Annotated in this window: 23 protein-coding genes; 16 read left to right on the top strand and 7 right to left on the bottom strand. The window is 34.1% G+C overall.

All coding sequences use genetic code 11. From position 1 onward, the window contains the following. Positions 1 to 69 precede the first annotated feature (69 nt). From MKY08_RS15820 to MKY08_RS15800, 5 genes are all read left to right on the top strand, one after another. A complete protein-coding gene (locus MKY08_RS15820; RefSeq protein WP_256093262.1) occupies positions 70 to 894 on the top strand; it encodes a sulfite exporter TauE/SafE family protein in 825 nt (274 codons plus the stop codon). Positions 895 to 1899: 1005 nt separating this feature from the next. After that, positions 1900 to 2826: an alpha/beta hydrolase gene (locus MKY08_RS15815; protein ID WP_069511258.1), complete on the top strand. Its 927-nt coding sequence runs from the start codon at positions 1900 to 1902 to the stop codon at positions 2824 to 2826. A 249-nt stretch (positions 2827 to 3075) separates the two neighbouring features. After that, positions 3076 to 3231 carry a hypothetical protein gene (locus MKY08_RS15810; protein ID WP_176723180.1) on the top strand — a complete coding sequence of 52 codons (156 nt, stop codon included), beginning with the start codon at positions 3076 to 3078 and terminating at the stop codon, positions 3229 to 3231. A 465-nt stretch (positions 3232 to 3696) separates the two neighbouring features. Then, positions 3697 to 4008 (top strand): DUF2834 domain-containing protein, encoded by a 312-nt coding sequence (locus MKY08_RS15805; RefSeq protein ID WP_024363249.1) that lies wholly within the window; start codon positions 3697 to 3699, stop codon positions 4006 to 4008. A 366-nt stretch (positions 4009 to 4374) separates the two neighbouring features. Next, entirely contained in the window at positions 4375 to 4971 is a 597-nt protein-coding gene (locus tag MKY08_RS15800; RefSeq protein WP_069511255.1) for a hypothetical protein, read from the top strand. Between the two features lie 296 nt (positions 4972 to 5267). Here the strand turns inward: MKY08_RS15800 and MKY08_RS15795 are convergent, their stop codons facing one another. The 4 genes from MKY08_RS15795 to MKY08_RS15780 form a co-directional block, all read right to left on the bottom strand. After that, entirely contained in the window at positions 5268 to 6362 is a 1095-nt protein-coding gene (locus tag MKY08_RS15795; protein ID WP_069511253.1) for an NADH-dependent flavin oxidoreductase, read from the bottom strand. Positions 6363 to 6691: 329 nt separating this feature from the next. Beyond that, a complete protein-coding gene (locus tag MKY08_RS15790; RefSeq protein WP_069511251.1) occupies positions 6692 to 7276 on the bottom strand; it encodes a hypothetical protein in 585 nt (194 codons plus the stop codon). Further along, positions 7273 to 7857 (bottom strand): hypothetical protein, encoded by a 585-nt coding sequence (locus MKY08_RS15785; RefSeq protein WP_069511249.1) that lies wholly within the window; start codon positions 7855 to 7857, stop codon positions 7273 to 7275. The genes MKY08_RS15790 and MKY08_RS15785 overlap by 4 nt, the downstream gene beginning before the upstream one ends. Before the next feature lie 430 nt (positions 7858 to 8287). After that, entirely contained in the window at positions 8288 to 8452 is a 165-nt protein-coding gene (locus MKY08_RS15780; RefSeq protein WP_176723179.1) for a hypothetical protein, read from the bottom strand. Positions 8453 to 9019: 567 nt separating this feature from the next. Between MKY08_RS15780 and MKY08_RS15775 the strand changes: the two genes are divergently transcribed. Beyond that, positions 9020 to 11887, top strand: coding sequence for a tetratricopeptide repeat protein (locus MKY08_RS15775; protein WP_342533820.1), 2868 nt, complete (start codon positions 9020 to 9022; stop codon positions 11885 to 11887). A 341-nt stretch (positions 11888 to 12228) separates the two neighbouring features. Here the strand turns inward: MKY08_RS15775 and MKY08_RS15770 are convergent, their stop codons facing one another. Beyond that, on the bottom strand, positions 12229 to 12633 hold the full coding sequence (locus MKY08_RS15770) for a hypothetical protein (RefSeq protein WP_069508704.1): 405 nt from the start codon (positions 12631 to 12633) through the stop codon (positions 12229 to 12231). Between the two features lie 196 nt (positions 12634 to 12829). Between MKY08_RS15770 and MKY08_RS15765 the strand changes: the two genes are divergently transcribed. From MKY08_RS15765 to MKY08_RS15740, 6 genes are all read left to right on the top strand, one after another. Next, a complete protein-coding gene (locus MKY08_RS15765) occupies positions 12830 to 13885 on the top strand; it encodes an ankyrin repeat domain-containing protein (protein WP_069508702.1) in 1056 nt (351 codons plus the stop codon). Positions 13886 to 14027: 142 nt separating this feature from the next. Continuing rightward, the gene (locus MKY08_RS15760) at positions 14028 to 15056 is read left to right on the top strand and encodes a DUF4303 domain-containing protein (protein WP_069508700.1); all 1029 of its coding nucleotides are present in this window, start codon (positions 14028 to 14030) and stop codon (positions 15054 to 15056) included. A gap of 39 nt (positions 15057 to 15095) precedes the next feature. After that, on the top strand, positions 15096 to 15980 hold the full coding sequence (locus MKY08_RS15755) for a hypothetical protein (protein ID WP_256093109.1): 885 nt from the start codon (positions 15096 to 15098) through the stop codon (positions 15978 to 15980). Between the two features lie 38 nt (positions 15981 to 16018). After that, positions 16019 to 16381, top strand: a complete 363-nt coding sequence (locus MKY08_RS15750; RefSeq protein ID WP_342533816.1) for a hypothetical protein — start codon at positions 16019 to 16021, stop codon at positions 16379 to 16381. A gap of 31 nt (positions 16382 to 16412) precedes the next feature. Continuing rightward, on the top strand, positions 16413 to 16817 hold the full coding sequence (locus MKY08_RS15745; RefSeq protein WP_256093107.1) for an ankyrin repeat domain-containing protein: 405 nt from the start codon (positions 16413 to 16415) through the stop codon (positions 16815 to 16817). Further along, positions 16795 to 17121: a DUF4274 domain-containing protein gene (locus MKY08_RS15740; protein ID WP_256093110.1), complete on the top strand. Its 327-nt coding sequence runs from the start codon at positions 16795 to 16797 to the stop codon at positions 17119 to 17121. Before MKY08_RS15745 ends, MKY08_RS15740 begins: the two co-directional genes overlap by 23 nt. 41 nt (positions 17122 to 17162) lie before the next feature. Here MKY08_RS15740 and MKY08_RS15735 read toward each other — a convergent pair whose 3' ends face one another. Next, positions 17163 to 18545, bottom strand: coding sequence for an SMI1/KNR4 family protein (locus tag MKY08_RS15735; protein WP_069508698.1), 1383 nt, complete (start codon positions 18543 to 18545; stop codon positions 17163 to 17165). A 266-nt stretch (positions 18546 to 18811) separates the two neighbouring features. Between MKY08_RS15735 and MKY08_RS15730 the strand changes: the two genes are divergently transcribed. From MKY08_RS15730 to MKY08_RS15715, 4 genes are all read left to right on the top strand, one after another. Further along, complete coding sequence (locus MKY08_RS15730) at positions 18812 to 19384, top strand: hypothetical protein (protein ID WP_069508696.1); 573 nt, start codon at positions 18812 to 18814, stop codon at positions 19382 to 19384. A gap of 263 nt (positions 19385 to 19647) precedes the next feature. Then, positions 19648 to 19875 carry a hypothetical protein gene (locus MKY08_RS15725; RefSeq protein ID WP_069508694.1) on the top strand — a complete coding sequence of 76 codons (228 nt, stop codon included), beginning with the start codon at positions 19648 to 19650 and terminating at the stop codon, positions 19873 to 19875. A 115-nt stretch (positions 19876 to 19990) separates the two neighbouring features. Next, a complete protein-coding gene (locus tag MKY08_RS15720; RefSeq protein ID WP_069508693.1) occupies positions 19991 to 21358 on the top strand; it encodes a nuclease-related domain-containing protein in 1368 nt (455 codons plus the stop codon). A 290-nt stretch (positions 21359 to 21648) separates the two neighbouring features. Beyond that, positions 21649 to 22494, top strand: coding sequence for an aldo/keto reductase (locus tag MKY08_RS15715; protein WP_069508691.1), 846 nt, complete (start codon positions 21649 to 21651; stop codon positions 22492 to 22494). A gap of 54 nt (positions 22495 to 22548) precedes the next feature. On the opposite strand, the gene MKY08_RS15710 is transcribed toward MKY08_RS15715, so the two are convergent. Beyond that, entirely contained in the window at positions 22549 to 22932 is a 384-nt protein-coding gene (locus tag MKY08_RS15710) for a helix-turn-helix domain-containing protein (protein WP_069508689.1), read from the bottom strand. Between the last annotated feature and the right edge of the window lie 42 nt (positions 22933 to 22974).

The following is a 22974-nucleotide window of genomic DNA, read 5'->3' as shown; positions in this document are numbered from 1 at the left end:
ACTTAATTATATATTAGATTTATTGATAATAGCGTTGTATGGTTTGTATAAAAAGTTGAGGGAAAAATAATGAGAACATTGATTAATCTTTCAATGATATTTGCAGGTGGGATTTTTCTATTATTACAAATTAATTCTACAACAAACATCCCGTTTCTCAGTATCATTATTTGCATTGGCATGTTAGGTTCATTTATAGGGACACTTGCAGGAGGCGGGGGCTTAATTACGTTACCTGCAATGCTACTACTTGGAATTCCTATTCATTTTAGTATCGCAACAAATAAATTTTCTTCAGGAATCGCATCATTATCTAGTTTATTTGTTCTTCTAAAGACAAAAGAGTTGAATATGAAAATAATGAAATCCTACATTATTTCTTCGATTATCGGAGGAGGCATTGGTGCGCTAGTTACGTCAATTCTTCCAGAGAAATGGCTAAATCTAATTGCAGTTTGTTTGCTCATATTTACATTTTTTGTATCTATTAAAAGTAAGAAATGGTATAGCGAACTACAAGCAAATAATACAAACCTTAATAATAATCATTCTTCTAAAGTGATGTCATTCTTTATTGGGATGTATGATGGAGGATTTGGTCCTGGGTCATCAACATTCAGTATTTTATACTTTATAAAATCTAAAAATACTTATGTAAAGGCAACACAAATGAGCAGAGTGTTAAATTTCGGTAGCTGTTTTGGGGCATTTATCATTTTTTATCAAACGGGTTATTTACAATGGGATTATGCTATTGCTTTGGCTACGGGATCTATCATTGGTACACAAGTTGCATTAAAAATCGTATCAAAAATACCTTTAAAAATTGCTAAAGGGTTAGTAACTACCATCCTAATTTTATTAATCGTTCAAGTAGCATGGCAATTTAAGTAGATATGCAGTACTAAATCACGATCTTCAGCAATCGGGCGCTTTTCTTGAAGATTAATGAGTTGTATAGGCAGCTCTTTTTTCTTATTCAACTAACGGTGCAGTTTAGTTGAATAAGTAATGTTTCAATAACTAGGAGGTAATTAATAGAAAGATACTAAGAACAATGGTTTTGATTTTCTTATTGTAAGAGAAGATAAAATACATGATTATCTACGATTAGCTGGCTCATATGCAGTATTCAAGTGCCACGACAAATATCTTTTAGGTTATAACACTTGGAGAAAGCAATGGGAATTGCCAGCAGGACAATGAGAAAAGAATGAAACGTCAAAGGATTGTGCAATCAGAGAACTTTAAGAAATATTAAAAATTTAGGAACAAGTTTGAACCAACTGAAAAGCGCTTCAAATCCTTTAATATCAGGGTTTGGGGCGCTTTTTAAGTTAGAAAAGGATAGAACATGAAAAGTTTCTCCACATTTTCTCTACAAAAAAAGTGTTGCTAAGTTGCTTCGTGACTGTTATGAACTATGCTGCAAAAAGGTTTAGGGTAACTATAAATAGCCGAGCAGACTTCAAGGTAACCTATATTTCATTTATTTTATTAATCAATCAATTCTTTTTTAATCATTTAAATAGTGTGTGGAGAAAGGGCAGTTTCACAATAAATATTTTTTAATGAAGGATTTTAAAAAAGTTTGATTAGTCGTTTGCAAAATCATAAGTGTATTTATCAACAAACGGGCCATTTGATTGAATATAGCTTAGAAACATAAATTGGATTTTTTGTGTTATTATTTACAAGTGAGTTCTAATATATTTTCTGTAACTCGTTAGTTATCTTAAATCATTAGGGAAGTAAAACCGAAAAAATTGGATTAAAAATAATGTACTTATTTAGACGGGAGATAGCTATGATGGATTCTGATAAAGAAATACTTTGCTAACTCAAATCATTCGTGTGAAGGAACAAGATGAATAAAAAGTTTAAAGGAGAGAAATCAAAATGAGTGTAGAAATTTATACTGAAGAACGATCTGAAGAAAGTATTCAATTTGAAAAATGGATAACTTCCCAAGGTAATAAAAAGAGTTTTTCTAGTATTGAAAACACCAAAAGCTTCCTTAAGCAAAGGGGAACTGAAAATACTAAGCCTTATGTTATTGAGGAAAATGTTAAATTTTCAAGTGATATTCAGGAGTTGACATTCGAGGGCATGCAAGTCTTCACATTAAATGACCTAAAGTCCTCGAATCAAAAAGTTATTCTTTATATACACGGTGGTGCTTGGACGAGTCAACCTTTAGATTTACACTGGTTGTTTATGGATAATATGGCACAATCTTTAGATGCGAAAATTATTGTTCCTATTTATCCTAAAGTACCTCATTTTAACTATAAGGATACCTATCCGAAAATCCTAAACCTATATAAAGAAATTCTTGGAACTGTTGAAAGTATAAATCAATTGACTATCATGGGAGATTCGGCTGGCGGAAATATTTCACTTGGACTGGCCCATCTTTTAAAGATGGAAGATCTGCCTCAACCGAAAGATATTATTTTATTATCTGCATGTGTTGATATGAGTTTGAGCAATCCTCTTATACCTGAATATGATGAAAAAGATCCTCTGTTAGCTCGTGAAGGAATGGAAGAAATTACAAAGATATGGGCAGCTGATAAAAGTGTAACGGATCCTTTGATTAGTCCAATTTATGGTGAATTTAAAGGACTTGGGAAGATCACTCATTTTATTGGAACACATGAAGCTTTATATCCAGATGCTATGAAACTTGATGAAAAACTAACAGAACAAGGAATTGAAATCAATACCTTTGTTTATCCTCAAATGATCCATGTGTTTGTTGTTATGCCAATTCCTGAAGCCAAAGATGCTCAACAGAAAATAATTAATATAATTAGTAACTAAGTGTTTTCTTTTAAGTCTTATGGAACAGTTGTTTTATATGGAAATGTAGGCAGGTTAGCAGGCAATAGGTAGAAATCACAAACTTGATATTAGGCAATCGGGCGCATTTCTTTTATAAGGAGTGCGTCTAGTGGGGATACGATGAAATTATTCCGTTAAGTTATATAATCTTTATTCAATCATTATTTCGAAATATACCTAAATCCCACTTTGGGGACGTTAAACGTTAATACACGAGGGGGCGAAAAAATGGATTATACTAAAATTTATAATGAGGAACTGATTGCCTCAGTAAAAGAGAAAATAAAGTCAGTCGGTGAAATTAAAGCGGTGAAGTTTTTAAGAGAGCAAACAGGTATGTCCTTAATACAGGCAAAAAAATTTGTAGATTTTTGTAAAGAATAGATATAAAAATTAGAGTCAATAAATTAACCTGTGTTTTATTGCAACAACGATTTATAACGTATACATTAACAAACCTAATAACGTTCCAAAACGCAAGTTTGGTGACACACTTTAAAAGCCAAGAATGTTGTGAAATCAACACGTTCGTGGCTTTTTGTATGAACATTGTTTTATGGGTTGTTTTATGCACTTTAAGCGCTGTATTTATACGAGCGTATAGCAAGGCTTTAGAGCGTTTAAATATGAATCTATATAAATCATCTTCTATAAAAGAAACTCCATATAAAAAACGTCCAGTACATTTTTACAATTGGTTAAATGAAGGTGATAGCCTTCAACTATTAATGGTGCATGGTGAACCATCGTTAGAATGATAAATGGAAATATTTATTCAAATTAATTTTTTATGAGGTATTATTAAACTATATTATTTGTGAAAAGCATAGAGGGGGAAGTTTATTTTAAATGAGAAAAGTTTACTTGTTATTTGCTATTATTGGCACAGTATTTCCATATTATTTTTTGGTGCAATTCTTGAACGAAAATGGATTTGATTTAGGGTTATTAATAGATTTATTATTTGCAAACTCGATATCGACCTTCTTCGCTGTTGACTTTTTTATTTCATGTTTTGTTTTTATCATCTTTATGTTTAATGAGTCGAGAAAGTATAACATTAAAGAAAAGTGGATATGTCTATTAACTTTGTTTACAGTTGGTTTATCATTGGCATTACCATTATTTTTGTTTTTCAGACAGCCATATATAAAGAAATAAGGGTGTTAACTAATATAGGCTTTAATTAAATACTCCGTGATAGGTGATCTTTAACAATACGTTCTAATAGATAAGTTAATAAATTACGCATTTATTCACTAATTGGTGTCCTAGAGGTGCTTGAATTAGAATTTTATATTGTTATTGGATTTATTTTCAATTTACTAGAAATAGTAGATGTGTTTAGGAATATTGTTAAACGAAATTTAGGTGTGAAATTTTCTTTTTCTTATAATTATTTGGCCTTATTTCGAAGGGATTTTTTGAAATTAATTGTACTATGAGGCACTCAAAATGTTTATTTTGTATTGAGTGAAATTTTAATTATGATACCATATAGATTAATACATATTTGGAGGAATAATTATGGAAAATAGTAAGATAAAGTTATTATTATTACTAAGTTTATTTTATGTTTTAATTTTATCAGCATGTAATCAGAAAGAAGAAAGTGTTGATAAATCAGGTGAGAATGAACAAGAAAAAGTAGAAACTTTAAATCAAGAGGAAAAAGAAAAAGTAAATACATCAAATCAAGATGGTTTAGTTGAAAGTGTCGAGAAAATTTCCAAAAATGAAGAGATTGCTGAAGACAATCATTTAAATACATCTTTGACATTAGTTTTAGAAGATGTTATTCCTAGGGACCCAAGTATTGATGATAATGTCTATGGATATGAATTAAATTTTATTATGAAATATATGAACCATACAGATAAAGACATAAAAGGATTTATAGCAGAAACATATTTTTATGATATGTTTGGTGAATTAGTATACACATTAGATTGCAAATATGAGTGGGATGTTATTCCTGCAAATGGTTCTTCAAATTTCAATACTGCTGTTGATTTAAATCAATTCAAAGATGAAGATATGCGTTTTTATAATTTGCCATTTGAGAATATGAAATTTAAATACAAAATTAAATCCATAATCTTTACGGATGGAACAAGTATTTAAAAAAGTAAAGCCTTACAACAAGTTTTGTAAGGCTATTTTATTTTGGAACCCTGCAGCGCCTTAACCTTTTTACATCAAAGGTTTGAGACGCTTTTTCTTTATTAGAATACATAAGAAAATGAACTGTGCAGGGAAGTCTTGCGCGGTTGTTACACGCTTAGTTATAAATGATTTTTTTGACCATCGCTAGCATTGGTAAACCTGTTGCTACCAAAAACGGATCATCGTATATAATTTGTTCTTTATGTTGTGCCATTTGTTTGAGTTTAGTTCGTTATGGTGGTTCGTTTTTACAATTACTTTACGCCAGGGACCCAACCTACATTACGTTTCATCATGTTCATTAGGGGCTCTGGAATATTGTTATCACGGCTCATATCCATTTCAGTAATAACGGGTTCACCAGCGGCTACTTTTTCCACCCAGTGAGCTTCAATTAATAGCTCACGACCAAGTGCAAGTAAATCAGCACCTGTTTCCATCGCTTCTTTCGCATCTTCTGGTGAATAAATGGAACCAACACCGATAAATGGTATTCGTCCGTCAATGATGCGTTTTAAAATTTTAATACGGTTTTCTTTTTCACCGCTATAACGATGTGCTTTAGAGCGGAAATCACCTAATGAAATGTGCAAGTAATCGAGCTTTTCATCTGCTAAACGATTGACAAGTTGAACCGTTTCATCTAGCGTGATACCGTCTTCTTCAGGCTCTTCTGGGCTAAAACGATAACCAATGATAAATTGATCATTCGCATATTGCGCTTTAGCACGGTTTACACTTTCGATAATTTCTAATAAGAATGTCATACGTTTTTCAACAGAGCCACCATAACGGTCTGTCCGTTTATTTGTAAAGCCTGAGAAGAATTGTTGTAATAGATACGTATTTGCACCGTGAATCTCCACACCGTCAAATCCTGCTTCAATAGCGCGACGTGTCGTTTCACCAAATGCTACGACGATTTCCTCAATTTCTTCTACCGTTAATGCACGTGCCACCCCGCCATCTGCTGCAACGGTTTCACTTGCGCTTACGATATCGCCATTTGGCACAAGGTCGCGTACTGCTTGGCGACCGCCGTGATATATTTGTAAAATTGCTTTTGCGCCACCGTCGTGAATCGCATCAGCAATACGTTTTAAGCTCAAAATATATTCATCGCTATGTGCCGAAATTTGACCTGGGAAGCCTTTCCCATTAGGAAGTACGTAAGCACATGCTGTAATCACCGCACCGACGCCATATGAGCGTTCACGGTAATATGTAATCTCCGCATCTGATACCGTATCATCCGCATTTGCTGAGTAAGTGGTCATTGGTGCCATTAAGTAACGATTACGAATTTTGACGCCGTTATGAAAAGTAAATGGTGTTAAAAAAGTTGTCATGTTATTCACTCCTTCTAAAACAAGAGTAAATTTATAGGATTTAAAAGTCAAAGATCATGCTTACGGCTATCTTCTATTTACTACATCATAATGAAAAAATCAGAAATGGCTTAAAATATTGATCCACAGCATACTGTCATAATTGGAGCCTTTGAAAACGACTATTCGTTATTTCACTCTTACACAATGCGCAAGATACATCTTACTTCACGTTAGCGGCACGAAGGACACTTACGTATTCTAATAAAACATAGAAAAAAAGCGTCCAAAGAGTCGCTTTTTTCCATGTCATTAGCTTCCAATATCGTGTAACCTTTTAAACTAGCCCATTACTTAGGTATCGTAGAAAACAACTCAACATCATCAAAGTAATGAATCGCATCTTTATCTTGGTCATAAATATATAGTCCATAACCATTTTTATTTTGTACTAGCTCTTTTATTTCACTAGTAGTCATCGGTTTTTCTACTTCTATATTAAGAGTAACAATATATTTTAGTGCATTAAATTCCATAATAGCTCCAGGAACTAACCCTGTACTATCTTTGTTTATTATTGAAGAAATATTTTCGGGTATCTTCAATTCAAAATAATATTTACTATCAATTTGTCTTAACACATCATAAAGCTGGGGACTGATTCTGTATGAAATTTTAAATTCCACTAATTTATCATTAGCGTTTACTTTAAATTCATCAACTCCAAAATTTGGTGGAATAAATTGCTTTTCTAAAGAAACGGTACTACTGACTTCTTCCATTTGTTGTTGATGATTATTTTGTTTTTCCTCTAATTGCTGATTGTTACTTTGTTTATCTTCAATTTGTACATTATTATCGCATGCTACAAGAACAAAAATAGATGTTAAAATAACTAGAATAAAAATAAAATATTTACGCTTAATTTTTATCATTGTTTAACCTTATCGCTCCAACTAGTATACGTCCATTTTCCTGTCACAGTCTTAGAACTTATTACTTTGCCTGCACTCCATAGTTTTTCAGTTCCACTTGCTTGAACCCAACTGCTTCCTGCTCTTAACAAATAATTTGAATTGGCGGGAATAGACCATGTGATTGAAAGTGTTTTTGTAGTGGATGTACCTAGTTCTACTTGAGTTGAAACCCCAACTTCAGCCACCATTGACTTAAAAGTAGCACTAGTAGCAACATTAGCTGAAGAAGATTGCGTAACAGCTACTGAATAACTAACAGAATCCGTGACTGAACTAGGATTTTTAGCTAAATGTTGAAATTCTAGTTGATTGTTTCTAGAGGAACTAGAATGCACATATTCATACCCTGACATATCACTGGCATATGGCGCAACACTTGGCAAAGTTTCAAGCGGGGCGTTATCGTATTCTGTATAGTCCTCCGAGTTTGTAAAGTCTACTGAGTTTGTAAGCTCTACAGATTCTTCAGCACTAGCACCACTAACAGCATGTAAAGAAAGTAAACATAACATTGATGTTGCTAATAAGGTTTTCTTCATAAACATCCTCCATTCAACATACAAATTTTAACCTAAAATTTTCCAATAATTAGGTTAGTGAAATTATATAGTACCTTTTCTTAATTTTCAAATTTTTTACATAAACGTTTATTTGTTTTTTATACAGATGTTTTAAAAACAATCAAGGTTTGTACTCTCTTTTTGTATTGTATGTATCTATAAACTCGACTATTTATATGACTAAACATGTTGGTGAAAAGAGGCATTTGAAGGGCAGCGTAAGGTAAATAGACGCCAAATGAAAAGGGATATCCCGCATGTCATCTATAAATCATGGCTAAAATGTATTCTCATCAGAGAAAATGATTTATTTGTTGTCGTACTTCTAACATAAAACAGATTCTCTGAAAAGAAAAAGACCACCCCAAATGAAGTGGTCAAAATAGATAATAGGCAAAATGGTCTTATTTTATAATGAAGTCGACTTACTTTTTTTCTCATCCATAATTAGGTCTTCTTCATGTTTTGGGCGAGGGGGTTCAGTATGCCCGACACGCGCATTAGGTTTTTTAATATTGGATGGTTTTGTTGACTCGTCTGTTGCAAATTCTGTATCTTTTTTATCCCTTTTCATTTCGACACCTCCTAAAAATAGTATTTAACTTATCCCAATAAAATATCCTTGTTTATTTCAACTTCACACTTACAAAATTTTTCATTCCCACCAATCTATGATGGGTGTCTAAAAAAGTGAGGTAAACAACAGAAAAGCGCTTCAAATCCTTTAGAATCAAAGGGTTTGAAGTGCTTTCCTTTTTGGGGAATATGTTAGAAAGGGACAGAAATGAAAAGTTTCTACCATTTTCAGTGGCTGAAGAAACTACTTCTAGGTTGTTGCACAAATCCTCTGAAAGTTAAGTGTAATTTATATACAATTAGCCGAAGTCCTTAATATTTTAAGAATGAAGAGATTTTATTATTTATTTGTAATATATAGTATAATAATAGGTAATTTGATATTTATTAGATGTTGGTCAATTTGGAAGTGAGATGATAGAATATTGAATCAACATTTTGACTTAATCTATAGAACATCTGTATAAATAGGGAAAAGTTCTCGGTTTAGCAGAATTAAAAAGAATCATTTTTTAATTCTAAAATTTCAAAAATCTGTTGTCATATAATTAAAGGGAGAATGAAATTGAATATTAATGAAACTGAAAAATTGAAAAAATTAGTTGAGAAATATTTATCAGAAATCAGCGAGTATGTAAAAATTGGTATTAAATTTGGAGAAGAGGATAGAATTGAAGAGGAAACAATTTCATCTAAATTGAATGAGGGGCAATTGTTTGAAGATGAAGATTTTAATAAAGTGGAGAGAATTAGATATAAAGTAGATAAACAACTATTTACTATTTTAATAGAAGGATTTACCTCAGACAATTCATATTTATTTTGGAATAAAGAACAATTCTCCTTTATTCGATTTCTATTGGATTCAATTTTATTAGAAATGGATGAAAATGATATAGGTAGTTCCTTAGATAAAATGTTAAATGAGAATATAAATTTTAAATTATTAAATACTGCAATAGAATTTACAAATTCAGTTCTAAAAATTGAAAGAAATAAGGAATTAAAAAATAATTTTTTAAATTATATTGAAAAAATATCAATGCTTAATTACGAGGGAATTAGTGTTTCTGCAAAATTATTAATAATAAACGAAGATGACAGAAAAAATAATATAGATATGGTGGTAAATTTTAAACAACCAATCGAATATAAAGAAACAAAAAAAATAAGAAAAATTTTTGAAATGTCTTCTGAAAATATATTTGTAATAGGTGATACATACAGAATTTTTGGTCTCGGGAAATTTAAAGATGCTAGTTTTTCAAAAGGAAGTAAATTAGAAGATAGGATAGTAGTGATTAATTTTGAGGGTAAACTGGATTATAAAATTAATTTAATTGAGTTTAATGATTCTTCAAGTAATACCAAAGATTTTAGAGAAAAATTAATAATAGGCTTTAAAGATAAGTCCATCATTTTAAATAAATTTGAATTTCCAACTGATAAACTGAAAGGTGAAATTAATGAAACCTTTAAAAATTATTTCCATGGTAAAAATTACGATGCTCTTCAAATAAGTGAAAAAGTTTCTTCAGTATGCAAAATAATTAGACATGCCTCCCATCAAAAAAGTGGAACTATGGTGGTGATTACTACACCGAAATTAGCTGAAAGCGAAATTAATAGACTTAATAGTCAATGTTTTAGAGTAGATGAGATTGATATATTTAATTTAGGTAATCCTACTATTTCTAAAACACTTATCAATCAATTAACTAGTATAGATGGGGCACTCTATATCGATATTGAAAGTAAATTCCATGCCATTGGAGTGATATTAGATGGACTTGCCACTGATGAAGCAGATAGTTCGAGGGGGGCAAGATATAATTCAGCTATCAGATATCAAAAAATGGAAAAATATCAAAAAAAGAAAATTGTAAATAATGACTGTGTAGTAGTAGTGCTTTCTGAAGATGGAATGGTAGATATTGTTGGTAATAGTATTAAAAATTACGAATCCAATAAAAACGAACTAAATCTATTATTTGATAAAAGTAGTTTTAATGAAGTAATACAAAAAGCTTCTCAATATATAGGAGAAAATGAATCTATTATAGAATATTATTTAATACGGGCAAAAGCTTATACTAAATTAGACAAAATTGCTGAAGCAGTAATCGACTATGATAATGCTATAAGAATCAATTCATTTGATAGTCAAACATATGTTAGTCGTGGGATTCTTAAAAGAAAATTAGGGGAAATTAAAGAAGCCTTATTAGATTACAGTAAAGCCATAAAAATAAATCCAAACTATACAACTGCGTACAATAACCGAGGAATTTTGTATTATGATAATTCGAAGTATGAGGAAGCATTAGCGGATTACAATAAAGCCATAAAAATAAATCCAAACTATGCAGTCGGGTACTATAATCGAGGAATCTTAAATAAAAAAATAGAGAAAAATAAAGAGGCTTTATTAGATTACAGTAAGGCGATAGAACTAAATCCAAATTATGCAGAAGCGTACAATAACCGAGGAATCTTATATTATGATAATTCGAAGTATAAGGAAGCATTAGCGGATTACAGTAAAGCCATAAAAATAAATCCAAACTATGCAACCGCGTACAATAACCGAGGAATCTTAAATAAACAATTAGAGAAAAATGGAGAGGCCTTATCAGACTACAGTAAAGCGATAGAAATAAATCCAAATCATGCAGACGCGTATAATAACCGAGGGAACTTATATAAAGATATAGGAAAGTACAAAGAAGCATTAGCAGATTACAGTAAAGCCATAAAAATAAATCCAAACTATGCAACCGCGTATAATAACCGAGGGATTTTAAATAAACAATTAGAGAAAAATGAAGAAGCTTTATTAGATTACAGTAAAGCGATAGAACTAAATCCAAATTATGCAGAAGCGTACAATAATCGAGGAATTTTAAATAAAAAATTAGAGAAAAATAAAGAGGCTTTATTAGATTACAGTAAAGCGATAGAAATAAATCCAAATTATGCAGACGCGTACAATAACCGAGGAATCTTAAATAAAAAATTAGAGAAAAATAAAGAGGCCTTATTAGATTACAGTAAAGCAATAGAACTAAATCCAAATTATGTAGACGCGTACAATAACCGAGGAGTCTTAAATAAAAAATTAGAGAGAAATGAAGAGGCTTTATCAGACTATAGTAAAGCGATAGAAATAAACCCAAACCATGCACTAGTGTACAATAACCGAGGGATCTTAAATAAAAAATTAGAGAAAAATAAAGAGGCCTTATTAGATTACAGTAAAGCAATAGAACTAAACCCAAATTATGCAGACGCGTACAATAATCGAGGAAACTTATATAAAGATATAGGGAAGTATAAAGAAGCTCTAGATGATTACGATAAAGCCATAGAACTGAATCCAAATTATACATTAGCATACAATAACCGAGAAAGTTTATTAAGTCTTATAGGATAAAACGGTAAAATATAGAAATGCAATCTCTAAGCTTTATTCAATCAGAGCTTAAATAAAGTAAATGTGGGCACCACCCTACAGCAAACATTAAGCAAAAACTCAGAAATACCAAGGATTCGGGCGAAATTAGAGGCCTTTATAGGACGTCAATTGATCAAAAAAGAAAAACGTTTAAAACCCTATGAACACAGGGTTTTGGACGTTTTTTAGTTTGACTAGCTGAGGAATTAAGCTACTGCGCTACTGGGTAAATTTGCTAAAAGAACGTTGGAAGAAACGTGAAAAATCGTGTTAATCCTGTTATGTAGAAGGAAATAATTTAGGAATAGAACATCCTTGATTTAAGTTTGAGTATTAAAGCTGCCTAATACCATGAAATCGACCACTACGCCACTTACGGGGTTTTCTGAACCTAAAACGTTAATGCCTAAAACTGTTACACCACTTATATTTGTAACATTAGCAGAGACATATTTTGCAGCGATGTTCTTTTCTCTCATTTGTACCCTCGGTCTGGCATTAATCGATGAATTGGTGGAATAGACGCTTGACACTGCGTAGTCGATTGTGGATAACAATGTATTGCCCGTAGCTAATGCATTATCTGTAAAATAAAACGTCGCTACACCATTAGCATCTGATGTAGCTTGCCCATAGATAATACGCATTTCCTTTTTAGGATTGGACTCGCCTGCTCTAAACACATGAAATAATGTCGGTGATAATGTAATAACTTCAATGCTCATAGCCATCCTCCATTGCATTTTACAATAGCCTATGAACTATTGCTTCGTTTAATACTTTAAATATGCATTATTAAACTTTTCGTTAGAAGCAGACGATTAACACGATATTTATGGAGAATGCATACAACAAGAAATGAATAAGTAGTAAAATATAGGAATGGAGTGATTTTAAAAAACACTTAAGGAGAGAACATAAATGGGCAGGAAGCGAAAAACCTTACCGAAAAATTTCGAGGAACTCATTGAAGTAGGCGATATATCAGCATTAAAAGAGGTATTTTCACAATGTGAATTAGATGCCCGTGGTGGTTACAGTAAATCAACAGCTTTGAGTTTTTTTAAAGTACCGAATGATTTGGTTCGCTGGCTTGTGGAGCAGGGGGCTGATATTAATGCGCGTGATAGTTACGGAAGAACGGCTCTACATAAACAGGCAATGAGTTGGTGCGGAAATATAGAATTGCTGCTTGAGTTGGGTGCAGCGATAGAAGCACTGGATTATCAAAATGAGACACCTTTATTTGCAGCGGCAGGGTCATTTAATCCAAATGCAGTTTACACATTAGTTGGCAAAGGCGCAAATCTTAGTGCAGAAAACAAGATGAAGCAAACACCCTTAGAAAAAGCTTTGGAAACGTGTCGAAACATAGATATCGTCAATATGGCAAAGGTTGCTGAAATTTTGCTAAACGCTGGAGCAACTGTAACGCAGGATATGCAAAACGCTATTAAGCGAATTGGCAACGATTTTGAATTTCACCGAGATAACTTTAATAAGGAATATTTGAATCAAACGGATGAGGCTCTTTACCGTCTATATCAGCTATTTGCTGTTCCCCCAGTCGGAAAACGAAAAACGCATGATGGCAGCTCTCCAATAACGGTATCCACAAAAGGTTGGCAGGCGCAGCATAATGAACTATGGAGTTTACTTATTCCTTCACAAGGTCATGCGAAAACCGTACAGGGTGAGGTGATTCGTATTACTGGTAAAGTAGCTTATGAAATTTTAGATAACGGCGGTATCAACTGGGATAATCAATATCGTAAGATGCTCCATAGTTTGAGCCATTATTTTCGTATGGGCACACCATTCAACCCTGCTACCTTGCAGGAGGCTGAAACATTAGTGAAAAAACTTCATAACGGCAATGGTAATGATGAACCTGCAAGACTGTGCGAACTAGCTGTGCATTGGGTACTTAGCAATCCGAATCCAATGACATTGGAACAGCCAGATTATAAGCGATAACTACGTATGACTTGTTCAGCCCATAAGCATCTAATGCACTAGCAATCCTCTTGCTTTACCAGCTGAAAAGGAGAATCGGGCAGATAAAATGACAGAACAATGTTATTAAATCATTAAACATATTTGGAGGGATTATTTCACTATGAGTTATGATGTTCATATCGGGAAGTTAATTAGTGGGAGAAGAGAATTAGAAGGTAAGGGAAGTTATCTACTTTGTACGGCCAATCAAACGATTCAAGAAATAACGACATTTGGTTCCGAAGATGGGATATTCATTAGTACACGTGATTTGGAGAATGCCCTTTACGACTTCTGCCAATCTGCCATTGCTAACTATATAGAAGAAGGAGGAAATAAAGATGTGTATACTTTCTCGCTCTATACGGATAGCTATAATGGAAGCTATATAGTGTACATTAATAATCGGGATTCTTTAGAGCAAACGGTTGCTCAATACTACGCCCAATATCAAGAAAGTTACTTAAGAACTGGTAGCAAGTTTTACAATCAAACCCTAGAGCAAATCTATAGTTCCTGTAAATTTAGTGAAGGCGATTATCCCTTTATGTACGACGAGTTGCCGAATGGCCTTGAAACCTATCTTGAAATGTTCACCTGTATTAGCCAAGAAACACCCGAGTATTTAAGCAATGAGGAAAACTACATATTTGAAAAGACCATTATAGATTCAGAACTCTTTTTAATTGCCATCCAAGTTATTCATCGATTGCAAAACGACCTAAAGCAATTGAATCGTACCAAGGACTTTATTGCTTACGTGTCAGCCGCGGATGGCGTTGGTGGTGACTATTTGACATTAAGTCAGCTTATAAGAAAAACTGTACCCGAAGATCAATTGTATCAATCAATGCCTGACTTAATGAAGAAAGATATGGAATTCCGTTCTGCTGTCGAAGCTATACAGCAACGCCCCCTTGTTGAACAGGTAAAACATTGGGTAGATGTGATCGAAAGAGGAGAGTTTGGTAAAGGAAGCATGCGAAGCTTCTGGCGAACAGATTATGAGGCTTATGAACAACTAGTGGAACTTGGAGGTCACGCCATCCCACATATTCAGGAGCATCTGAACAGTGAACTTAAAGATGAGACTAGGCGCATTCTAATGGTGGTGTTAGAAGATATGGAAAAACAAGGTGCTCGCTTATAATTTTTATAAAAATCGCATAAGGCGAAGGGGGAATCCAGTATGACGGACCGGATACCATGTAAGACGGAAGGTTGTAGCGCAACAATACTGCCGACTACAGCAGCCAAAACAGGTGGTATTTGTATGCCATGCCATCAGGAGCATGCACGAAAAAAGCAACAAGCGTATATTGAGCAGCACCGCAAAACGGTTAATCCCTATGAAGGACTTACGAATTATGTGGACATTCTTAAAGTAATGCATGCGCCGAGAACGTATGACCCACTTATCCAATACATTCCTTATCCGTTAAGCAAGGAGAAGATATACACAGCGTTATCAGAACAAGAAGCGGACAATATGCTGAAATATGCCATGGAATTACTCGCTATAAACAATGAAAGTGAAGCAGAGGAAATTCTATTGTCGCTAGTATGCTATCGAAATAAAAATATCGCCAATGCTTTACCTGAACTGATGGAGCGTAGCTTGTTTCATTATCCACTTGTTTTTAAAGATGCACCACCAGATATACAACAGCTCCTTTTAGAGCGTGTTAAATGGGATCAAGATAACCGAAACCATCTTCTCCTTGTGCTCGGTTGGATTGGTAATGCCATGGTCATAGAGCAGTTTCGGCAATGGCGAAAACAGCCGCCAATATGGACAGAGCAGTTGTATGTAACGCCAGAAACCTACGCTCTTGAAGGCGGATGGGAGCTTAGCCGTGAAGGAAAGAGGCGTGACCTAATTAACCATGTCTGCTATGCAATTAGGCAAACAGATCAACAAATTGAAGATTTCAATGAAGAGCAGTATGCGCATTTTCTTGAGACAAGTCATTCAACCTGTCCGTGGTGTCATAGGAAGTTAACGAAATTAATGGACGTGGCTACCTCTCATCCATCCTTGACTATCTCAACATGCACAAGAACTTGCAGGTAATAACCTGTGATTTATGTGGAAGCTTTAGCACAATCTACATGGAGTTGGACAATGATGGTGTGCCTGTTTGGAGCCGTTATAATCAAAAACCAGCGTATCTTCCAGAGATTGAAGAATTAAACAGCTCTATTGAAATCATACCTAGGTTAGCCCTTGCACATGAGCCACAATCACCATACTATGCTGCGCTTTGCACGATGTCACAATTAAATTCGCAGATTGGTGGTTATCCAAGCTGGGTGCAGGATCCAACATATCCGCTTTGCCCTTGCTGTGAGCAAAGAATGCGTTTTATAGGGCAGATTGATTATGCTGATTTTGATGAATATGCTGAAGGTATTTTTTATATGTTTGTCTGTCCAAAAGACAATATTACAGCAACTATCTATCAGCAAAGCTAAATAACGTTACTGTGTCAAAGGGGGAATAACCTTGCATTGGAAGGAAGTGAGCAAGGCAGATAATCTGCCACTTGTCCACAAGGCAGCGATGGAACTGGATGTGAATGAACGGGACGAGCGGGGGAGGACACCGCTGATGCTTTTTTTAACTAATCGTATGCCTGTACAAGCGATTGAAATATTAATTGAGCACGGAGCAGAACTTGAAGCACAAGATAAACTGGGTGAAACGCCACTTAAAAAAGCTGTAAAGTTCAAGCAAGTGGATGCTATATTGATGCTGATTGAAGCGGGAGCCGAACTGGATTCGCCACTGGGTATTTTAGCGACGGCTTGGAATGCAGCTCGTACAGATAAAAAGCTTGCTGATTTTTCTACTTGCAACAAAAGGAGCGGTTCGCCTTTCGTTGACAATGGAAGAGCAAAGCTTTGTTGAGGAGCTGTTGTATGAAGAGTCACAGAACAAACTATGCGAGAAGATAGCACACATTAATTCGCCAGAAATATTACACGCCATTGTGAACGGATATAACTGGGATGATGGTCCGGAACCGATGCTGTCCGTTTTTCATAATCCAGCAACGCCTGAAATTACACTTCTTGATATGTATGATTTGTTAGATGGGGATTACTGGATGGACAAGAGGGATTCACATGATTTACTAAACACAGAAGAGGAGAAGCGCTTTACGGAGCTTGCTGTTGCACTGTATAAAAGATTAGAGCAGTGCCGTCACTAATGATAAGAAGAGCCCGCTTTGCAAGCGAGCTCTTTGTATTATTAGTAAGCATGTAATTTATTGATGACTTTCTTTGCAAACACATTGCTAGAGCGAATAATTCCATGTTCTTGTATAATCAGCCCTTCGTTGAGGCGATGATCGAGCCAATCTGTAATAAAGGAAGGCGCATACCCACCTAGACCGAACTCACTGCCAAATGCGATGATGTTTTGATAAGCTTCTATATATTGGTCGTAACTAGTTTCAGGATACGACTTCGTATATAACCAAAATTGCACATCATACATGGTATAGGATAATGGATCTGCATGAAAACTAAAATGGCCTTTCTCTTCGACAATCAGTGTACATATGCTACGGATTTTCTGTTCCACTTGTTCCACCTCTGTTACACGAGAGCACAGCTCCTCCAGCAGAGGGGAAAACTTCCCGTTTGCTACTTTAGCCAGGGCTTCTTCTTTGTCTTCTTCAGAAGTATCATATTGTTCTTCATTCACTAAGCCTTTAATAAACGCTTCAAAATTATCGGCAAGGAACGTAATCTCATAATCATCTTCTTGATCGACATGAATCACTTCAGGTTCACCATCTCGACCACATGCTCGATAGTCTAACATCACGACATCATGCCCGGCTGAAGGACAATCACAAATAACTACTCCAATGTCTGGATATCCCCATTCCTCTATCATAAACGGACTACCCAAATCTCCGCATAGGGAATAGCTTTTCTCACGTCCAATACCCATAATACCTGTAATGGCAATATGATCTTCCGCCCAGGAAGTTGCCATCTCTGTTGGAAAGCAAGTATTCCTCGGTACTCCGCCATTGTGTTGCTTCATTAAATAAATATACGAAGCGGGGAGTTTATAACCAAGTTCTTTCTCTATAGAGGCAATTAGTTCATCTGACGGTGGTTCAGATTGATAGGATGTTCTTGCATACTCGCTATCTTCCCAAAATGAACTTAGAGACATATTTGAAAAAGGAATCCTCTTTTCTACGGAACCGCCACGCTCGGAGTAAGCCTTCTTCTGGGCAAGCCGAAGTGCTTCACTTTTTTGCTTCTTAGCTTTAAGGGTACTCTGTCTTAAAAAATACTCGGTGCTGCGATCTCCGGAATCTAATTGGTCAGATATGCTGAAAGCTTGAGCTGCTTCCTCATAGCGGTTTAAATAATAGAAAGCAAAGCCTACCCGATAATGCCATAGCGCATCTTGTTTACCTGCCTCAGAAATTTTACTAAAATGATTGAGCGCTTCTTCGTAGAGACCCAAATTGTTATAGGCTCTAGCCAAAATGCTAATCAATTCATCGTCTCGTTCTTCTTCAGGAATCGCTAAAAGTGTATCGACAATTCGCTGATGCTCATCTACTTCATGCCACTCGTTCAATTGATTTATAAGCTTTTGTTCCATTTCTACCTCCAAATGATTTCTCAATAAATACTACATATGTATCTGATAAATCTCTACCTTTAAATAGTAACATCTATAAATGAAGGATTCTAGAATTTTCCTGTATGTTACAATTAAGACGAAATGAAATTTTGTTCATGGTATTTATTAAATCAATACATTATGAGTGTAAAAAATAAAAGTATGTAAATTTAGGGTAAAATAGTAAAATATATAATTATATTAACATTTTAGTTATTTTATAAATGTATAGAGGAGAAATTGTATTGAAGAAAAGTTGGATTTTTATTTTGTGTTTAAGTTTATTTTTAGTAGCATGCTCTAATGAAAAAGTTGGTGATCAAACAAACAGTGAACAAAAAGAAAAAAGTATAGGTTCTTTGGTAAAAGAGATAAATAACTATGTGATTAATAAAGAGTATACAAAAGCAGTTGAAATTTATGAAGAATTAGGGGATTTAACGAGCAATAATTATGATGAAGATATAGAAGAATTAATTGCAAAAGAGAAAGGTTATAAAAATGATATACGTATTGTAAATGAAATAAAAGAACATTTAGATGAGGCGTTATTCAATCCAGAAAGTTTACAGTTACATAAAGTTTTTATTGAAAAATTTTCAATGGATGATGAGGATTATGAAATTTATATAGATTACTCAGCAATGAATAAAATGGGCGGTTATGCGCGAGATTATTTGGAATGGGAAGTTAAAAACAGTGCTTTGCAGAACTTTACTCAAATTGAACCTGAGCTGTTTAAACAACAGTTAGAACTGCACAAAAGTACAATTATTGATGATAGCTATGAATTTGATTTAAGTTTGATTAAAGAATAAATATATAATAACTGGATAGAGTAACAGCTAATTAGCTGTCAGTATGCGTGGAAATTTCCCCCTAGGACATTATTGTAAGCCTAAAATCCACAACAGTTGTAAGGTTTATGAGTTTGGTATTGGACTTATTTTTAATATTGCCTTGATAAGTAATTAAATTGCTTACTTCAACCATGAAATGTCTTTTTATTATTCTTCAACATCTCATTGATTACTTCATTCCCATTTATCCCATGCTATAGATAGATGGGGGGTGCTGGCTAATGGATTATGAATATACCGTGAAGTTTTACTTTAATGAAAGCCGTGAAGAAGAATATAAAATTAAACAGAATATTGGACAAGAAACATTTGTAGAAGAACTGTCTAATGGATTCAATGAAAAGCCTTGGTATTCATTTACCGAAACTGAACATTTTAAAACGATATTAATTAGTACGAAAGAAGTGTATAAGGTATCGGTCGTGCAAAATGTTGTCACATTTGATTAATCCAATGCATTAAGTCACATCCAATTGTGGGGTGGCTTTTTCTTATGTCCCGCATATGTTTGTGAAAAAAGGTATGCTAAAATAGAAATACAAAGCAATGAGGGGAGTATACACCATGTTTGGATATAAAGAACCAGACCTTACAACTTATTTGAAGAATCGGAAAAATATAATCGTAGAAAATTACAAGGTAACTTTGTTATCAAAAATTTTACCTAAAGTGATTATTTTTTACGTAATTGCGTGGCTTTATAAAGGATTTAATACAAGAGCAGGTCTGAATGAGACTGCTAGTGAAGTGATGTTAAGAATATCAATAGAACTGATTATGCCAACGATTTTGTTATTTATATTAGCTGCTCTTATTCTTTGGTTATTTAGAATAAGGACATATAAGCAAGAAATGAAAAAGGTAGAGCAGTTAGAGTCGATCCTTCAAATCTTAAAAGAAAAATATTTTCCGTTCACTTCTTGGAATGATGTGCAGGCAAACAAAGGTTTCATAAACCCGACTATTTTTCCTCTCCAACCTCAACTGGTAAATGTTCCGAATAATGAACAACCCGAATACATAAAACAACAAATAAATGAATTAGATGGCTTAAAGTTATATAGTGATAATGCCACGAAGGTTTTTGAAACGATTAAAAGTCTCGATTTTGGCTATCCGACTTATGTCTCTTTAATACTTGACTCATTCATTCAAAAGGGAACAATTGATATTGAATTACTTACTAATCAACAAATGCTGATTAGAGCATACAATGATGAATGGGCAAAGGCGTATCATACATATGAAAAAAATGAGGGGATTGCTAGTGCTGGTAATCGAGGCGAAGAGCGTGTAGAAAATGAGTTAAAGATGCTTTCTGAATATTGTTCATACTTATCAAATGTTCGGATAGAAGTAGATGGACAATCGGTAGAAACGGATAATATAATTTTTTCACCAAATGGTATCTTTATATTAGAGGTTAAAAACTTCTCTGAGAGTGGTTCATACAGCTTAAAAATTGCAAAGGATGGACAATGGCAACGAGTATATGCTAATAGTGTTCAACCGATGAAGGATGTCACAGCACAAAACAACCGCCATATTTTCTTAAAAGAACGACTGATCCGAGAACAATGGACATTACTTTATGGAGAAGCTGCTCCAAAAATTCAACTTCGTACCTTAATTGTCATTGCCAATGATAAAGTTATGATAGAAAATGAATCAGATATCCAAGTTATTCGAATATCACAAATTTATCACCAAATTCAAAAATTTAATGATAATCTATCTCAAGATACTTTAAACAAAGTGAAAAGCATTATACAATCCAATCGTCTTCCGCCAAAGGTCTATCCAATTGAAAATTATAACCATCAATTGCGTGACGCCCGAAAAATGATTAATCTTGTAGAAGGCTATGGGGCAGACATATTCCATTTGATTCATGAATACAAAAATGAGGCAAGTAAAGGTACAAAAAAATAAGTCAGTTTAGAACAAACTTTGAAAAGACACATACCACTTAGGCATGTGTCTTTTCATTATTTTATGCTGTAAGAGCTCTTTTTCCAAGAAACTATTAAAAATATTTTTCCTCCGAAGCATTGTCAATTCACAAATGTTACCTCGACGTTACTATGAAACGAAAATGTGCGTACTTTTATTTCCTCTTGCTGGACTTCATAATGAGAAAGCAATCAAGCAATCAAGCAATCAAGCAATCAAGCAATCAAGCAATCAAGCAATCAAGCAAACAGACAAATGGAGGAATAAAAATGATTCAACATTTACAAGATACAATCACATTAAATAACGGTTTACAAATGCCTGGAATGGGGTTAGGTGTTTTTCAAGTAGAAAATGATGCTACTGCTGAGATGGTGAAAAACGCCATAGAGGTTGGCTATCGAAGTATTGATACTGCTGCTATTTACGGCAATGAAGTGGGCGTAGGTGAAGGTATTAACTTAGCGCTTGCATCTACTAACTTGCGTCGTGAAGACTTATTTATTACATCAAAAGTATGGAATGACGGATTAAGCTATGACGATACCATTGCGGCATATGAAGAAAGCCTACAAAAACTAGGATTAGAATATTTAGATCTTTACCTTATTCATTGGCCAGGTAAAGACAAGTATGCAGAAAGTTGGAGAGCACTTGAAGATTTATATGAACAAGGCAAAATCAAAGCAATTGGCGTATGTAATTTCACAATAGCGCACTTAGAAAACCTATTATCATTTGCTCGTATCAAACCTGTTGTCAATCAGGTAGAATTTCACCCACATTTACAGCAAGTGGAGCTTCGCACATTTTGTGATAAGCACCAAATTCACCTAGAAGCATGGGCACCATTAATGCAAGGTGGACTGCTTGAAGATGACACGATTGCACAAATTGCAACTAAATATGGAAAATCTATTGCTCAAGTTATTTTACGTTGGGATGTGCAAAATGGTGTTATTACAATTCCAAAATCTGTACGTAGAGAACGCATGCTGCAAAATGCTGATATTTTTGACTTTCATTTAACAGACGAAGAAATGGCTATTATCAATTTGATGAACCTTGAACAACGTGTTGGACCAAACCCAGATGAATTCGACTTTGCACTATAAGCATTCAAAAGGAAAAGAGACTGTCTAGTATGTGACAGTCTCTTTCTTCTCTTATTACGATGTATGCTGCATCGCGATATCTTCATCACGCTGTTTTAAAACGACGTCTTCACCTTTATTTTGTAATACTTCAACATGCTTTTCGCCCCATGTGCAAAGCATATTCAAAATAGGTTCCATTTCTTCTCCATAAGGCGTTAAGGAATATTCAACTTTCGGCGGAACTTGATTGAAGACCATGCGATTAATTAATCCAGCTTGCTCTAGTTCTCTTAATTGACTAGTAAGCATTTTTTGCGAAATTTTTGGAATCAATCGTCGAAATTCATTTGTGCGAATTTTACCATGGTGGTTTAAATGACATAGAATGATTGGTTTCCATTTTCCACCTATCACTTCAAGCGTTGCTTCAACACCAATATTATAAATTTTTTGCATGGTAACCCCCGTAATATTCAATAGTAACTAAAAGTACTCTAT

Source organism: Lysinibacillus sp. FSL M8-0337 (assembly GCF_038593855.1).
Classification (GTDB): Bacteria; Bacillota; Bacilli; order Bacillales_A; family Planococcaceae; genus Lysinibacillus; species Lysinibacillus sphaericus_D.
Note: the sequence above shows the minus strand (reverse complement) of the source record. Positions and strands in the feature narration are given on the sequence as shown.

Bases quoted from the DNA above. Each gene is read 5' to 3' on its own strand.
- MKY08_RS15750 (WP_342533816.1), top strand. From the start codon at position 16,019: ATGGAGTTGGACAATGATGGTGTGCCTGTTTGGAGCCGTTATAATCAA.
- MKY08_RS15780 (WP_176723179.1), bottom strand. From the start codon at position 8,452: ATGAAAAGGGATAAAAAAGATACAGAATTTGCAACAGACGAGTCAACA.
- MKY08_RS15815 (WP_069511258.1), top strand. From the start codon at position 1,900: ATGAGTGTAGAAATTTATACTGAAGAACGATCTGAAGAAAGTATTCAA.
- MKY08_RS15770 (WP_069508704.1), bottom strand. From the start codon at position 12,633: ATGAGCATTGAAGTTATTACATTATCACCGACATTATTTCATGTGTTT.
- MKY08_RS15720 (WP_069508693.1), top strand. From the start codon at position 19,991: ATGTTTGGATATAAAGAACCAGACCTTACAACTTATTTGAAGAATCGG.
- MKY08_RS15740 (WP_256093110.1), top strand. From the start codon at position 16,795: ATGGAAGAGCAAAGCTTTGTTGAGGAGCTGTTGTATGAAGAGTCACAG.
- MKY08_RS15790 (WP_069511251.1), bottom strand. From the start codon at position 7,276: ATGATAAAAATTAAGCGTAAATATTTTATTTTTATTCTAGTTATTTTA.
- MKY08_RS15755 (WP_256093109.1), top strand. From the start codon at position 15,096: ATGACGGACCGGATACCATGTAAGACGGAAGGTTGTAGCGCAACAATA.
- MKY08_RS15805 (WP_024363249.1), top strand. From the start codon at position 3,697: ATGAGAAAAGTTTACTTGTTATTTGCTATTATTGGCACAGTATTTCCA.
- MKY08_RS15810 (WP_176723180.1), top strand. From the start codon at position 3,076: ATGGATTATACTAAAATTTATAATGAGGAACTGATTGCCTCAGTAAAA.
- MKY08_RS15820 (WP_256093262.1), top strand. From the start codon at position 70: ATGAGAACATTGATTAATCTTTCAATGATATTTGCAGGTGGGATTTTT.
- MKY08_RS15760 (WP_069508700.1), top strand. From the start codon at position 14,028: ATGAGTTATGATGTTCATATCGGGAAGTTAATTAGTGGGAGAAGAGAA.
- MKY08_RS15710 (WP_069508689.1), bottom strand. From the start codon at position 22,932: ATGCAAAAAATTTATAATATTGGTGTTGAAGCAACGCTTGAAGTGATA.
- MKY08_RS15715 (WP_069508691.1), top strand. From the start codon at position 21,649: ATGATTCAACATTTACAAGATACAATCACATTAAATAACGGTTTACAA.
- MKY08_RS15735 (WP_069508698.1), bottom strand. From the start codon at position 18,545: ATGGAACAAAAGCTTATAAATCAATTGAACGAGTGGCATGAAGTAGAT.
- MKY08_RS15765 (WP_069508702.1), top strand. From the start codon at position 12,830: ATGGGCAGGAAGCGAAAAACCTTACCGAAAAATTTCGAGGAACTCATT.
- MKY08_RS15725 (WP_069508694.1), top strand. From the start codon at position 19,648: ATGGATTATGAATATACCGTGAAGTTTTACTTTAATGAAAGCCGTGAA.
- MKY08_RS15795 (WP_069511253.1), bottom strand. From the start codon at position 6,362: ATGACAACTTTTTTAACACCATTTACTTTTCATAACGGCGTCAAAATT.
- MKY08_RS15785 (WP_069511249.1), bottom strand. From the start codon at position 7,857: ATGAAGAAAACCTTATTAGCAACATCAATGTTATGTTTACTTTCTTTA.
- MKY08_RS15800 (WP_069511255.1), top strand. From the start codon at position 4,375: ATGGAAAATAGTAAGATAAAGTTATTATTATTACTAAGTTTATTTTAT.